This window comes from Klebsiella variicola, from assembly GCF_000828055.2.
GTDB classification, from domain to species: Bacteria; Pseudomonadota; Gammaproteobacteria; order Enterobacterales; family Enterobacteriaceae; genus Klebsiella; species Klebsiella variicola.
This window is the reverse complement of record NZ_CP010523.2, coordinates 885,585-899,955: the sequence shown is the minus strand read 5'-3', so window position 1 is coordinate 899,955 and position 14,371 is coordinate 885,585. Positions and strand designations below refer to the sequence as shown.

Here is a 14,371-nt window from a genome sequence, read left to right as displayed (position 1 = left end):
TATCATGGCTGAAGTCATTTTCAACAAACTGGAAAAAGTTTACTCCAACGGGTTTAAAGCGGTGCATGGTATCGACCTGAAGATTGCCGATGGCGAATTTATGGTGATCGTCGGCCCCTCCGGCTGCGCCAAATCGACCACCCTGCGCATGCTGGCGGGTCTGGAAACCATCAGCGGCGGCGAGGTGCGGATTGGGGACAAAATCGTCAACAACCTGGCGCCAAAATCACGTGGCATCGCGATGGTGTTCCAGAACTACGCCCTCTATCCGCATATGACGGTGCGCGAAAACCTCGCCTTCGGCCTGAAGCTGAGCAAGCTGCCGAAGGCGCAAATCGACAGACAGGTGGAAGAAGCGGCGAAAATTCTCGAACTGGAAGAACTGCTCGATCGCCTGCCGCGCCAGCTCTCCGGCGGCCAGGCGCAGCGCGTGGCGGTGGGTCGGGCGATCGTCAAAAAACCGGACGTTTTCCTGTTCGACGAACCGCTCTCCAACCTTGACGCCAAACTGCGCGCCTCGATGCGGATCCGCATTTCCGATCTGCATAAGCAGTTGAAAAAATCCGGCAAACCGGCGACCACCGTCTACGTCACCCACGATCAGACGGAAGCGATGACCATGGGCGACCGCATCTGCGTGATGAAGCTCGGCCACATTATGCAGGTTGATACGCCAGACAATCTCTACCACCAGCCGAAAAATATGTTTGTCGCCGGGTTCATCGGCGCGCCGGAGATGAATATTCGCCCCAGCCAGCTGGTTGAGCACGACGGTCGCCTGCATCTGACGCTGGGCGATCAGCGACTGCCGCTCAACGACCTGCTGCAAAGCAAAGTTGAGACCCATAAGAATCAACAGGTTTTCTTTGGCGTGCGCCCGGAGTTTGTCTCTCTCTCCGATGAACCCTTTGCCGAGGGTTCCTGCACGGGTGAAATGGTACGTGTGGAAAACATGGGACATGAATTCTTTGTTTATCTGAAGGTTGCTGATTATGAGCTGACCGCCCGCGTGCCGTCCGATGAAGCGAAACCCATGATCGAGAAGGGCCTTCATCGCAAGGTGTATTTCAAATTTGATCTCAATAAGTGTCACATCTTTGACGCGAAAACCGAACAGAACCTCTCTCTGTGAACACTGGAGTATTAAAATGAAAAACGTGCTTTTAAGCGCCGTCATCTCCGCCACTCTGGGCCTTACCGCATTACCGTCAATGGCGAAGGATGTCGACCTGCGTATGTCCTGGTGGGGGGGCAACGGCCGCCATCAGGTCACCCTCAAGGCGCTGGAGGAATTCCACAAACAACATCCCGACATTAACGTCAAAGCAGAATACACCGGCTGGGACGGCCATCTTTCGCGCCTGACCACCCAGATTGCCGGCGGCACTGAGCCTGACGTGATGCAGACCAACTGGAACTGGTTGCCGATCTTTTCGAAAAATGGCGAGGGCTTTTACGATCTCAATACCCTGAAAGACGAGATCGACCTCAGCCAGTTCGATGCCAAAGAGCTGCAGTCCACCACGGTCAACGGCAAGCTTAACGGTATTCCCATTTCCGTCACCGCCCGCGTCTTCTACTTTAACGACGAAGCGTGGAAAAAGGCGGGCATCGCCTTCCCGAAAACCTGGGATGAGCTTATGGCGGCGGGCAAAACCTTCGAAAGCAAGCTCGGGAAACAGTACTACCCGGTCGTGCTCGAACATCAGGACGTGCTGGCGCTGCTCAACTCTTATATGGTGCAAAAATACAATCAGCCGGCCATCGATGAGAAGGGGCGCAAATTTTCCTACAGCAAAGCGCAGTGGGCAGATTTCTTCGGTATGTATAAGAAGCTTATCGACAACCATGTGATGCCGGACACCCGCTACTATGCCTCGTTCGGCAAGAGCAACATGTACGAGATGAAGCCGTGGATCCAGGGCGAATGGGGCGGCACCTACATGTGGAACTCCACCATCAACAAATATTCCGATAACCTGAAGCCGCCGGCGAAGCTGGTGCTGGGGGAATACCCGATGCTGCCGGGCGCCACCGATGCCGGACTGTTCTTCAAGCCCGCGCAAATGTTATCGATTGGCAAATCGACGAAAAACCCGCAGGCGGCGGCGAAAGTGATTAACTTCCTGCTGAACAGCAAAGAAGGGGTGGATATTCTTGGACTGGAGCGTGGGGTACCACTGAGTAAAGCGGCGGTCACCTACCTGACCGAGGATGGGATCATCAAAGCCGACGATCCGGCGGTGTCCGGCCTGAAGCTGGCGCAATCCCTGCCCACCGCTCTGCCGGTCTCCCCGTACTTCGACGATCCGCAGATCGTCGCCCAGTTCGGCACCACCCTGCAGTACATCGACTACGGTAAAAAGTCGGTGGAAGAAGCGGCCGAGGACTTCCAGCGCCAGACCGACCGCATTCTGCGCCGCGCGATGCGCTAACGTGCCCGTCTGAACTCTCCCGCGGCATCCGCCGCGGGAGAGCCTGCCTGAGTATCCTGTCAGAAAAAATATTTAAAACGCACCCGAGCGCCGTAGCGTTCATCGGGATTCCCGCTCTTCGCTGCCGTGGAATCGAGCCACGAAGCATAGGCGCCAAGGTAAATATTGAAGTTCGGCATCGCCATAATATTCGGCAACTGCCAGGAGGTGTGCAGGGTATGGATGTCATAGCGCCCCGGCGCGAGAATTGCGCAGTCGCCATCACATTCGCTGGTCACCCCGGCCATATTGAACTGGTCGATTTTGTTATGCGCGTAGATATAGCCCAGCTCCACGCGATGCCACAGGGCGTTAATTCCGGCGCTGAAGTCGGTTTCGTCCGCCGCGTCCAGCAGGGCGGTACTCAGATTGACCACCGCCCCATCCTGCGGGTCGCTTTTCAGGGTGTTCCAGCTCATGGTCAGCCCGTAGCCGGTGCGATTTGACTGGTCGACCCAGCGTCCGCTCTGGTTCTGATAGCCGTAAGCATTGTTGACGAGATTGCTCTCTATCGCCGCGGCCGCCGACCAGGCGCCGGACTGCCACACCGCCACCGGCCGCACGTACACCACATTTTTGCGGTTTTCCAGCGCGTTACCGTGATAGTTCTGATCGACAAACAGCGAACTGCCGTCCTCCACCAGGGTATTAACCTCGAAATACCAGTTATCCACCGTTTTGCTGAACAGAAGGTTGCCGCCGCTGCTGCTGCGCCCGCGCCCCTCTTTCATCATGTAAATATAGCCATAGCCGTCGGAATAGAGATCGTTGGCGGTATTGCCTGAATATTCAATAAAGGTGTCCTGATTCAGGGGGAACATATCCCAGGCTTCAAAGCGACCTATTTTTATTTTCCAGTCATCCTGCTGACCAAAGAAAAATACCGCATCGTCGAGATTCATTTTGCCATCCATATCCGCCAGCGGCTGCACGCTGAATCCGGCATATTTCCCGTCAGCGCCATTACGCCTGCCGTCAATCCCCAGCAGAATACGACCATTAATATCCCAGCGTTCTTTATCGCCCGGCGCCCAGCTTTTATTCGCGCTGGTTTTGACCGACGTCAGACTGCCGGTGCGGCTGGCGCCATCGAGGTTAAATTCGACGTCGCCATAAAATTTTAATTCGCCATTGTCGTTTAGCTGCAGGCGCGGCGTAGCCGGCGCCGCGCGGGCGACCGTCGTGGCCTGCTGCTGGCCTTTCAGTGTCTTAATTTCCGCCTCTGCGCTGGCGGCGCGCGCCTCCGTTGCCTTTAACCGCTGCTCCATTTGCGCCAGTCGCTCCTCCAGCGATAACGGCGCCTGCGCCATAACGGATGGCAGATACAGAGACGTGAGAAAACACCCGACCCAGATTTTATTCATCGGTAAACCCTTTTATTATGGAATGAACTGAATTTGTTATTAATGGGTAACGCACGACGATGCAGGCAATAATAACCCGCCCATCGTCAAAGACGGGTTATTAACGACAACAGCCTTATTATTATTCGAGCTGCCAGGCGCCGGCTTCAGTTAATGCAGCTGAGCCGCTCCAGGCAAATAACGCTAATTCACGGCAAGGGACCTGCGGATAGATACGGCTGCTCAGGCAGGCTTCGCCATCATTGACGAAAACCTCAACCGAAGAGCTATCGAAAAATATCCGCAGGTTGAGATCCGCCCCGGCGGTCAACGGCACGCTGCGCGTCCCACACAGGCCAAACTGCGGATAATGCCGCTCCACCACCAGACGCTGCTGTTGGGCATCCACGTAGATGCGCAGGCCATCGCCAAAGCGCAGACCATACTGCTCAGCGCTGCTGCGGGCGCAGTCCCAGCGCAGGTGCACTTCCATCGCCTCGCAGTTGTCGACCATCGTCGTCTGCTGGTTGTTCAGCGTGCTGACCGGCCACGGGAACCAGGCGCCGCGCAGGCTCTCCACTTCTTTCGCCGGGCGCATCTGCAGGCGGCCATCGGCGCTCAGGCTCAACTCGCGCGGCAGGGAGAGCATGCCCGCCCAGCCGTCCTGCTGTTCCGGTAGCGGCGATTCCCACATATCCAGCCAGCCAATTACGATCCGCCGGCCATCGGGGGTGGCGAAACTTTGCGGGGCATAGAAATCGTGGCCGTGGTCCATCTCCCTGAATTCGCCGTGGCGAATAAAACGCTGCCCCGGCTGCCACTCGCCGATCAGATAGCCGCTCTGGAACAGATTGCGGTTGCGGAATCCTTCGGCCTGCATCCCCTGCGGAGAAAACATCAGAACACGCTTGCCGTTGAGAGTGAAGAAGTCCGGGCACTCCCACATGTAGCCCATGGTGCTTTCCGCTTCATCCAGCACGCCCGCATCCTGCCACTGGCGCAGATCGGTTGAACGGTACAGCCGCACCTGGCCGGTATCGCCTTCACGCGCGCCGACGATCATGTACCAGCTATCCCCTTCCCGCCAGACCTTCGGGTCGCGGAAGTGGTGCATGCCTGGAGGGGTGTCGACCACCATCCCCTGGCGCTCAAAGTGGATCCCGTCGCGGCTGGTGGCCAGACACTGCACCTGATACAGATTGGCTTCGTCGCCAGGATCGCCGTGGAACTTATGCCCGGTGTAAATCAGCGCCAGGGTATCGCCATCGACCACCGCCGAACCGGAAAAGCAGCCGTCTTTATCTTCCGGCCCTTCCGGCGCCAGCGCCACCGGCAGGTGCTCCCAGTGCACCAGATCCTTACTGCGCGCGTGCCCCCAGTGCATCGGCCCCCACTGGGTGGAATACGGGTGATGCTGATAAAAGGCATGGTACCAGCCGTCGAACCACACCAGACCGTTAGGGTCGTTGATCCACCCGGCGCGGGCCGCCAGGTGATAGTGTGGATACCAGCGCAGATTGAGCGCCTGGCGTTGTGTCTGGAGTACCTGTTCAGCCCGGGAGATTGTGTAAGTCATCATTTTCACTCTTTTTGATTCAGATAGCGGTAGGTTGCGACACCAGCGGATCGGCCGAGGATTTACCGGAGCGCAACAAGAAGATGGAGATAAAGGTGGTGCAGAACACCAGCAGGCCCATGATCAGATAGGACTGGGCGAAGCCATATTTTTCATAGCTGTAGCCCGCCAGCGGCGACAAGACGCTGGCAATGATCGAGCTGGTGCAGGCGAAACCCACCAGATAGAGGGTGGAGGAGAGGCGTTTATCAAAGTTGATGCTGTTGTACTTAAAGATAGCCACCAGCAGTATCGGCAGCTCCACCGCGTGCAGCAGTTTGGTAATGGAGATCAGCAGCGGCCCCTCCACCAGGCCAGAGGCCACCATGCGCATCGCCATCACCATGCCGGCGAAAATCAGACCGTTCTTGGCGCCGATACGGTTCACCAGCCACGGCGCGCAGAACATGCCGGCCGCCTCGAGGAACACCTGGAAGGAGTTGAGATAACCATACATCTCATTGCCTTCCTGCAGGGTCGCGAACTGCGATGAGAAATAGACCGGGAACTGCTGGTCATAGACGCCGTAGATGCAGGTGCCGATGACGAAAAAGACCAGCGCCCAGAACCGCGGCAGCGTCAGCAGGCGCAGCGCATCTTCCAGCGTCACCTTACCGCCCGATACCGCCTCCTGCATCGCATGCGGCGCCGAGGAGACCCGCAGCCGCGCCAGCAGGATAAAGAACACCAGCCCTGAGCAACTGGCGACGAGGAAATTAAGCTGCGGATTGATATTAAACAGCAGGCCGGCGAAGAAGGTGGCCACCGCCCAGCCGAGCGAGCCCCACATCCGTGCCCTGCCGAATTCAAACTGGCTCTGACGCGCCACGCGCTCGGTGTAGGATTCCAGCACGCCAATGCCGCCGTTAAAGGTCAGGCCGATGTAGATCCCGCCGAAGATGCTGCCCAACAGGACGTTAATCTTCAGCAGGTGGCCGAACAGCAGATACGCCGGACCGGAGAGGATCAGCAGCGCGGTGATATACCAGAGCAGATGTTTGCGCAGCCCCAGTTTGTCCTGAATGAAGCCATAGCAAACTTGCGCAAACAGCGCGGAAACCGACAGTACGGCATAGATAATACCGGTATCGCCAGCCTTTAACCCAACCTCCTGGTGAAGCCAGATAGAGAGCAAGGAGCCGGATGACGACCAGGTCACGAAAAAGAAAAACAGTAAGGCACTGAGCAACGGGTAGCTGTGTGAGTGATGCGCTTTCATCATGACATTCTCGTGTTAGAGGAATGCAATTATGGTAACGTTAACAAAAAACAAAACGCAGGGGGATTCGCTGCGATACATGATGTTAATCACAAAAGTTAACGTTAACATAATGAAGATGCGATCGCGATCAAATATTAACCGCGGCAGCGTTCAGGACGGCGATAGCAGAAAATCGTTTCACTCTTTTACATCAGCGACTTAGTTGTATAGCCTGTACTCTGCAGCCACGGCGGAGGAAAAAATGGCGTCCCTGAAAGATGTAGCAAAACTGGCGAATGTATCTCTGATGACCGTCTCGCGGGCGCTGAACACCCCGGAGCGGCTCAAGCCGGAGACCCTGGCCCGCGTGCAGGCCGCCATCGCCGAGACCAACTACGTCCCCGACCTGTCGGCGAAGAAGATCCGCGGGGCGCGCGCCACCCCCAGCACCATCGGCGTGCTGGCGCTGGATACCGTCACCACACCCTTTTCGGTGGAGATCACCCTCTCGATCGAAGAGACCGCCCGCGCCCACGGCTGGAACAGCTTTGTGGTCAACATGTTTTCGGACGATAGTCCGGAAGCGGTGGTCGACCTGCTCCTCTCCCACCGTCCGGACGGCATTATCTTTACCACCATGGGGCTGCGCCAGGTGCCGCTGCCGGACAAACTGCTGACTCTGCCCTGCGTGCTGGCCAACTGCGAAAGCCTCAGCCAGCCGGTGGCCAGCTATATCCCGGACGATGAACAGGGCCAGTACGACGCGGTGAAAGCCCTGCTTGCCGCTGGCTATCGTCATCCGCTGTGCCTGCACTTACCCGCCAGCCAGCTGGCGACGATCCGCCGCCGCCAGGGGCTGGAGCGCGCCTGCCGGGAGGCGGGTATCGAACCGGACCATCTGATCCATTCGTATATGGGCCAGGGCGATGAGCATTACCACGATATCCCGGCGGTGGTGCTGGCGCATATCCGCGAGGGTAAACCTGGCTTTGACTCGGTGATCTGCGGCAACGATCGCATCGCGTTTATGGTCTATCAGACGCTGCTGGGTCAGGGGTTACGCATTCCCCAGGACGTGGCGGTGGTGGGATACGACAATATGGTGGGCATTGGCGATCTGTTTCTGCCGCCGCTTTCCACGGTGCAGCTGCCGCACTACGACATCGGGCGCCTGAGCGCCCTGCATATCATTCACGGCGACAACCATCGGGAGACGCGCAAAGTCGCCAGCCCGTGGTTGCCGCGCGCCTCACATTAACGGTTACCGATGTTGCGCAGCTTCTCGCCCGCCATCAGGTTGCGCTCAATGTGCTCGAGGGTGACATTCTTGGTTTCCGGGATCAGCCAGAAGGTGACGCCGATAAAGGCCACGTTGAGCACCGTGTAGAGCCAGAAGGTACCGGCGGCGCCAATCGCGTCAAGCAGCGTCAGGAAGGTGGCGCCGATGATCATGTTCGACACCCAGTTGGTGGTGGTCGAGCAGGTGATACCGAAATCGCGGCATTTCAGCGGCTGGATCTCGGAGCAGAGGATCCACACCACCGGCGCCGCGCTCATCGCATACCCGGCAATACACATCATGGTCATGCCGACGGAAAGCCAGGAGAGACCGCTGGAGGCGGTGCCATTGTCGAACTGCATCAGGCAGTAACCCAGCACCAGGGTGCCCAGCGCCATCACGCTAAAGCCGATTTTTAGCGCCGGCTTACGACCCGCTTTATCCACCGTGAACACCGCAATAAAGGTGGCAAACATAAAGGTCAGGCCCACCACCAGAGTGGCGATCATCTGCTGTTCGGTAGTGGTAAAGCCCGCCATTTTAAAGATACGCGGCGCGTAGTACATGATGATGTTCATGCCGGTGAACTGCTGCATCGCCTGCAGCAGCATGCCAAGGAACACCGCCCGGCGCACGTTACGATTGACCTTAAACAACGCCCAGCCGCCCTGCTTCAGCTTCAGGCTCTCACGGATCTCGTTAAGCTCGTCGCGCGCCTTTTCCGAGGTATCGCGCAGCATCCGCAGCACCTCTTCCGCTTCGATATGGCGTCCTTTCTCCGCCAGCCAGCGCGGGCTGTTCGGCAAAAAGACGACCAGAATAATCAGGATCACCGCCGGCAGCGCCAGCACGCCTAACATGGCGCGCCAGTTACCGCTGTAGCTAAAGGCGGTATCGGAAAGAAACGCCAGCACAATGCCGAGGGTCACCATCAGCTGGTACATACTGATCATTTTCCCGCGCACGTTCTCACTGGCCATCTCGGAGAGGTACAACGGCGCGGTATAGGAAGCGATCCCGACGGCCACCCCCAACACCACGCGGGCTATCAGCAGCACCTCCACGCTGGCGGCAAAAGCGGAGCCGATAGAGCCGGCAACAAAGAGCACAGCCCCCGCCATCAGGCTGTATTTACGGCCGAGGCGGAACGACAGCCAGCCGTTAAACAGCGCACCGATCGCCGCCCCCAACATCATACTGCTGACCACCCACTCCTGAAGCTGGCTGGATAAGGTGAAGTGGTCGGTAATAAAGGGCAGCGCCCCGGATATCACGCCGATATCCAGGCCAAAGAGCAACCCCGCTACCGCCGCAGCGATAGAAACAAACCAGTTCATCCGCCGGGTGTCACGTTGTGTCCGCGGCGTTAATGCAGAGTCGTTACTGATTGAAGTCATTTTTATTCCTGCCACACAGAGAAAGACATAGGACGAAAGTACGTGACTGGCGGAGGAGTTTGTCAGGCTGGATAAGCCAAAGATATGGACTATTTTGCTGGCAGGAGAGGTTTTGTGATGGACATTAAACTTTCTAAGGAACAAAAAATGCGTTTGTCATAGTGAATAACCCTGTCCATACAGGGCAGTAACATTAATCAGGCGATATAGAATATGGACGATTATCACTTATTGATATGGACAATAATTGCTCACTCGGCCGGTGCGATACTCACCGCCCCGGCCTCGCGGAGGGGGTTAGCGCGCCAGCCAGCCGCCGTCCACCGCCACCGTATAACCATTGATGTAATCGGAAGCTGGGGAGGCAAGGAATACCACCGGCCCCATCAGATCGGCCGGCAGGCCCCAGCGTCCGGCGGGAATGCGGTCGAGAATTTCGCTGCTACGCTGTTCGTCAGCGCGCAGCTGCTGGGTGTTATTGGTCGCCATATACCCCGGGGCGATGGCGTTGACGTTGATATTGTGTTTAGCCCATTCGTTCGCCAGCAGGCGGGTCACGCCCATCACCGCGCTTTTGGACGCCGTATACGATGGCACGCGGATCCCGCCCTGGAAAGACAGCATGGAGGCGATGTTAATGATCTTCCCGCCGCTGCCCTGGGCGATAAAGTGCTTCGCCGCCGCCTGGGACATGAAAAATACGCTCTTGATGTTCAGGTTCATGACGTCGTCCCAGTCCTTTTCGCTGAACGCCAGCGCGTCCTCGCGGCGGATCAGCCCGGCGTTATTGACCAGAATATCAATATGGCCGAACTCCGCCACCGCACGCTCCAGCAGCTGGGGGATACCGTCGATCTGGCGCAGGTCGGCGGTCAGGCTGAGAAAGCGGCGTCCCAGCGCCGTCACCCGCTCGATGGTTTCCACTGGCTCGACGATATTGATACCAACAATATCGCATCCTGCTTCCGCTAGCCCGAGGGCCATTCCCTGACCTAAACCGGTATCGCATCCGCTCACGACGGCTACTTTTCCCTGCAGGGAGAATGCATCAAGAATCATAATGTGTTCCTTAATCGTTCAGAGCCTGCTGCGTGCAGGCAAGGTTCTCTCGGCCCTGCCCACGCCGATGGCGGAGCTGAGCGTGGGGTGAACTCTCGGGCATAGCCCACCATAATGAAAATAAAACAGAGTTCCGTTTTTGCTGATGGGTGCCATCTTAGCCCTGCCCCCTGTCATTTTCAATAATATTTAAAACGATGTTTCATTTTTTATGATGGCGATTACAAAAAAAGAAAAAGCGAAGGCACCTGGCGGCACGCGCCGGGTCGGAAGCGATTTTAAAAGGTTGATGATTCAATCGGTTGTCTGGAGAGACGGCAGAAGACAGGCCAACAGGCCGCTGAAAATGCGGGAATTACGCTGAACTGCGTGAAGCATCACAAATAATGAAACGATGTTTTGATAAATTAACACTCATCTTTTAAAACACATCACTCAGCGACACGCCTCTGGTCCAGCGGCATCGCAGGAAAGAAAGGAGCACTACATGGCTAAAGGCATGCGGGTCAAACTGAATTATCAGGTCAGCCACGATCCGGATACCGGAGCGGAAGTTACCCGCTTAACCCCTCCGGAGGTCACCTGTCATCGCAACTACTTCTATCAGAAGTGTTTTTTTAACGATGGCAGCCATTTACTGTTCGCCGGCGAGTTTGACGGCCACTGGAACTACTATCTGCTGAATATCGCCAGCGCCGAGGCCATCCAGCTGACGGAAGGCGCCGGGGATAACACCTTCGGCGGCTTCCTCTCCCCGGACGATAAGTCGCTTTATTACGTGAAAAATGACCGCACCCTGCTGGAGGTGAATCTGACCACCCTCGTTGAGCGCGAAGTTTATCGCGTCAGCGATGACTGGGTCGGCTACGGCACCTGGGTGGCAAACAGCGATTGCAGCAAACTGGTGGGCATTGAGATTGCGAAAAGCGACTGGACGCCGCTCAACGACTGGCAGATTTTTCATGACTTCTTTCACAAAGGACCACACTGCCGCCTGCTGCGCGTCGATCTGCACAGCGGTGAGAGCCAGGTGATCCATGAGGAAAAAATCTGGCTGGGACACCCAATCTATCGTCCCTTCGACGACCACACCGTCGCCTTCTGCCATGAAGGGCCGCACGATCTGGTGGACGCCCGCATGTGGCTGGTCAATGAAGATGGCAGCCACGTCCGCAAAGTGAAAACGCATGCCCCGGGCGAAAGCTGCACCCATGAATTCTGGGTACCGGACGGTTCGGCGCTGATCTACGTCTCCTATCTGAAAGGTCAGCAGGGGCGGACTATCTATCGCTTTGATCCCGAAAGCGGCGTCAACGAGGCCCTGATGACCATGCCGGCCTGCTCGCATCTGATGAGCAATTTCGACGGCACGCTGCTGGTGGGCGATGGCTCAGGGACCCCGGTGGATGTCAAAGATACCGGCGGCTACTCCATTGATAACGATCCTTATCTGTATGTCTTTAACGTGGCGCAAAAACGCTACTTCCGCGTCGCGCGTCATGATACCTCGTGGGCGACGGTGGCCAACAGCCGTCAGGTGACTCACCCACACCCCTCGTTTACCCCGGACGACAGCGCCATTCTGTTCAGCTCCGATAAAGACGGTAAACCGGCCATCTATATCGCGAAATTACCCGAGCATCCGCCAATGCTAAGCGCCTGATCCACGCCACACGTCTTTCTGTCACTGGCCTTGCCCTCCTTCGTGGAGGGCTTTTTTTGTCCCTTCTCTTTCCCCCATAAAAAACCCCGGCTGACGGCGCCGGGGAAAACAAACGATGAGGGCTGAATGGTCTGTCAGAACGAGTAGGCCACCCCAACGCGGAAGCGGGTCTGACGATCGCTGCGGTCGTTCACCCCGACGTTGCCAATTTCACCATACGGTGACCAGTTGTTATCCAGCTTATAAGCCACCTTCACGTTATATTCCTGCGAGTAGGGTTTGTTGTCGTTGCGGCTGACCCCTTCGGAACTGCGGGCATAGACATAGTTCAGCTCTGTACGCCAGTCACCAAGCGCAAACCCGGCCCACGCGTCGCCGCGGTTAACTTTGTCATCATCTTTACCGGCGTTGTTCGGATAACGGGTGTATTCATAGCGATAGCGAGCGGCGACATAGAAGCCGTTGTCGAAGCTGTATTGCACGTGGAGGTGCGGCTTGTAGATGGAGCGGCTGTCGTTGCTCTCAATGGTAAACCCGGGGGTGAGGAAAAAGTTCGACGTTGCTTTCCAGCGCCAGCTGATGGTGTCTTCATGTCCATTACCCACCACGTCTGAATAGGGCTGCGAACCGTTGTCGCCACCCGAACGCCATTTGGCCTCGACGGTAAAGCCTAGCCCGTTGGCAAAACGGTGGGAAACGGAGACGCGGTCGGCATTACTTTTATCGCTCTTACCGCCATCAATGAATTCATGACGTAAATCTATCGTTACCGCAGTCGCCGCAAAAGACATACCACAGAGGGCGGCCAGAACCAGAGATCGTTTTAACATAGGGTACCCCTTATAATAAATAAAATGTCATTTCGTTTTTATGAAACGTTATTTTATTTTTTAAGCACCTTAGTTTTAGTGACCAGGATCGTAGTTATTTGTTTCAAAAAATGTGGCACAACAAGACGTGACGGAGCTCAATAAATTCGCCAGGGGGGAAGTGAAATACGCGAGAAAAAGCAGGGTTCGGCAAAGTGCGGCGCATAAAAAAGGCCTCCCGCAGGAGGCCATGTAGATCGAGACAGAGTGTCAGGCGCGCTCTACCGCCAGCGCCACGCCCTGACCGCCGCCGATGCACAGCGTCGCCAGCCCTTTACGGGCATCACGCTTGATCATTTCATGCACCAGCGATACCAGGATCCGGCAGCCGGAGGCGCCGATGGGGTGACCGAGGGCGATCGCGCCGCCGTTGACGTTGACCCGCCGTTCATCCCACTCCAGTACCCGGCCAACCGAGATCGCCTGAGCGGCAAAGGCCTCATTGGCTTCGATCAGATCGACGTCGTCCAGCCGCCAGCCGGCCCGCTCCAGACAGCGACGGGTGGCGTGCACCGGGGCAATGCCCATCAGCGCCGGATCGACCCCGACGCTGGCGAAGGCGCGGATCCGCGCGAGGATCGGCAGCCCCAGTTCAAGGGCTTTGGCTTCACTCATCATCATCACCGCCGCCGCGCCGTCGTTGATGCTGGAGGCGTTGCCGGCGGTCACCGACCCGAGGCGGTCGAAGGTGGGCTGCAGGCTGGCCAACCCTTCCGCGCTGGCATCCACCCGCGGTTGTTCATCGGTATCCACGGTGCGCGCCGCGCCGTTATGCTCGGTAATAACCGGGACAATCTCGTCGCGAAAGCGGCCGGAATCAATCGCCTTGCGCGCCTTATGCTGTGAGCTGAGCGCCCAGGCGTCCTGCAACTCGCGGCTGATGCCGTATTCCCGGGCGAGGTTTTCCGCCGTAACGCCCATATGATAATCGTTGAAGGCATCCCACAGTCCGTCATGCACCAGGCTGTCAATCAGCTGGCTGTTGCCCAACTGGGCGCCGGTGCGGCTGTCGGTGAGTACATGCGGAGCGCGGCTCATATTCTCCTGGCCGCCGGCGATCACCACATCCGCTTCCCCACACTGAATCGCCTGGGTGGCGAGGTGCAAAGCCTTCAGGCCGGAGCCGCAGACGTCGTTTATGGTAATGGCCGATACAGTGTTAGGCAGCCCGCCGCGAATTGCGGACTGTCGCGCGGGGTTTTGCCCGGTACCGGCGGTCAGCACCTGGCCGAGGATCACCTCATCCACACTCTGCGGATCGATCCCTGTCTGCTCAACCAGCGCTTTCAATACCACACTCCCCAGCTCGACGGCTGAATGGCGCGATAAGGCACCCTGAAAGCAGCCAATCGGCGTTCGCAGCGCCCCGACGATCACGACATCCTTCATCCTCTACCCCTGCCCATGCTTTTGCGCAAAGAAACAGCGATATACTAGATAATTGTTATCAAAAAACTTTGTAATTGTTTAA

General features: G+C 57.2%; 12 protein-coding genes. 4 read left to right on the top strand and 8 right to left on the bottom strand.

What is annotated here, in order from left to right; translation table 11 throughout:
• Nucleotides 1–4 precede the first annotated feature (4 nt).
• Together SP68_RS04295 and SP68_RS04290 are read left to right on the top strand one after the other, a co-directional pair.
• Nucleotides 5–1,132 carry an ABC transporter ATP-binding protein gene (locus SP68_RS04295; RefSeq protein WP_022064919.1) on the top strand — a complete coding sequence of 376 codons (1,128 nt, stop codon included), beginning with the start codon at nucleotides 5–7 and terminating at the stop codon, nucleotides 1,130–1,132.
• Between the two features lie 16 nt (nucleotides 1,133–1,148).
• Entirely contained in the window at nucleotides 1,149–2,435 is a 1,287-nt protein-coding gene (locus tag SP68_RS04290) for an ABC transporter substrate-binding protein (protein WP_022064920.1), read from the top strand.
• A gap of 59 nt (nucleotides 2,436–2,494) precedes the next feature.
• Here SP68_RS04290 and SP68_RS04285 read toward each other — a convergent pair whose 3' ends face one another.
• The 4 genes from SP68_RS04285 to SP68_RS28140 all read right to left on the bottom strand — a co-directional run bounded on the left by SP68_RS04285 (nucleotide 2,495) and on the right by SP68_RS28140 (nucleotide 6,801).
• Complete coding sequence (locus tag SP68_RS04285) at nucleotides 2,495–3,838, bottom strand: carbohydrate porin (protein WP_022064921.1); 1,344 nt, start codon at nucleotides 3,836–3,838, stop codon at nucleotides 2,495–2,497.
• 121 nt (nucleotides 3,839–3,959) lie between these two features.
• Nucleotides 3,960–5,393 (bottom strand): glycoside hydrolase family 32 protein, encoded by a 1,434-nt coding sequence (locus SP68_RS04280; protein ID WP_032747069.1) that lies wholly within the window; start codon nucleotides 5,391–5,393, stop codon nucleotides 3,960–3,962.
• Between the two features lie 19 nt (nucleotides 5,394–5,412).
• Nucleotides 5,413–6,654: an MFS transporter gene (locus tag SP68_RS04275; protein ID WP_012540640.1), complete on the bottom strand. Its 1,242-nt coding sequence runs from the start codon at nucleotides 6,652–6,654 to the stop codon at nucleotides 5,413–5,415.
• Between the two features lie 12 nt (nucleotides 6,655–6,666).
• On the bottom strand, nucleotides 6,667–6,801 hold the full coding sequence (locus tag SP68_RS28140) for a hypothetical protein (protein WP_046621754.1): 135 nt from the start codon (nucleotides 6,799–6,801) through the stop codon (nucleotides 6,667–6,669).
• Between the two features lie 94 nt (nucleotides 6,802–6,895).
• Between SP68_RS28140 and SP68_RS04270 the strand changes: the two genes are divergently transcribed.
• Nucleotides 6,896–7,891 (top strand): LacI family DNA-binding transcriptional regulator, encoded by a 996-nt coding sequence (locus SP68_RS04270; RefSeq protein ID WP_008806352.1) that lies wholly within the window; start codon nucleotides 6,896–6,898, stop codon nucleotides 7,889–7,891.
• Here the strand turns inward: SP68_RS04270 and araE are convergent.
• Both araE and kduD read right to left on the bottom strand, forming a co-directional pair.
• The gene (gene araE / locus SP68_RS04265; protein WP_008806353.1) at nucleotides 7,888–9,309 is read right to left on the bottom strand and encodes an arabinose-proton symporter AraE; all 1,422 of its coding nucleotides are present in this window, start codon (nucleotides 9,307–9,309) and stop codon (nucleotides 7,888–7,890) included. The two genes, SP68_RS04270 and araE, sit on opposite strands and share 4 nt — an antisense overlap.
• A 297-nt stretch (nucleotides 9,310–9,606) precedes the next feature.
• Nucleotides 9,607–10,368, bottom strand: a complete 762-nt coding sequence (gene kduD / locus SP68_RS04260; protein WP_012540639.1) for a 2-dehydro-3-deoxy-D-gluconate 5-dehydrogenase KduD — start codon at nucleotides 10,366–10,368, stop codon at nucleotides 9,607–9,609.
• Nucleotides 10,369–10,855: 487 nt separating this feature from the next.
• Here kduD and SP68_RS04255 point away from each other — a divergent pair, with 487 nt between their 5' ends.
• The gene (locus SP68_RS04255; protein WP_008806355.1) at nucleotides 10,856–12,031 is read left to right on the top strand and encodes an oligogalacturonate lyase family protein; all 1,176 of its coding nucleotides are present in this window, start codon (nucleotides 10,856–10,858) and stop codon (nucleotides 12,029–12,031) included.
• 134 nt (nucleotides 12,032–12,165) lie between these two features.
• Here the strand turns inward: SP68_RS04255 and ompK26 are convergent, their stop codons facing one another.
• The gene (ompK26, locus tag SP68_RS04250; RefSeq protein WP_012967271.1) at nucleotides 12,166–12,861 is read right to left on the bottom strand and encodes a KdgM family porin OmpK26; all 696 of its coding nucleotides are present in this window, start codon (nucleotides 12,859–12,861) and stop codon (nucleotides 12,166–12,168) included.
• Nucleotides 12,862–13,110: 249 nt separating this feature from the next.
• Complete coding sequence (locus tag SP68_RS04245) at nucleotides 13,111–14,289, bottom strand: acetyl-CoA C-acetyltransferase (RefSeq protein ID WP_008806357.1); 1,179 nt, start codon at nucleotides 14,287–14,289, stop codon at nucleotides 13,111–13,113.
• Nucleotides 14,290–14,371 lie beyond the last annotated feature (82 nt).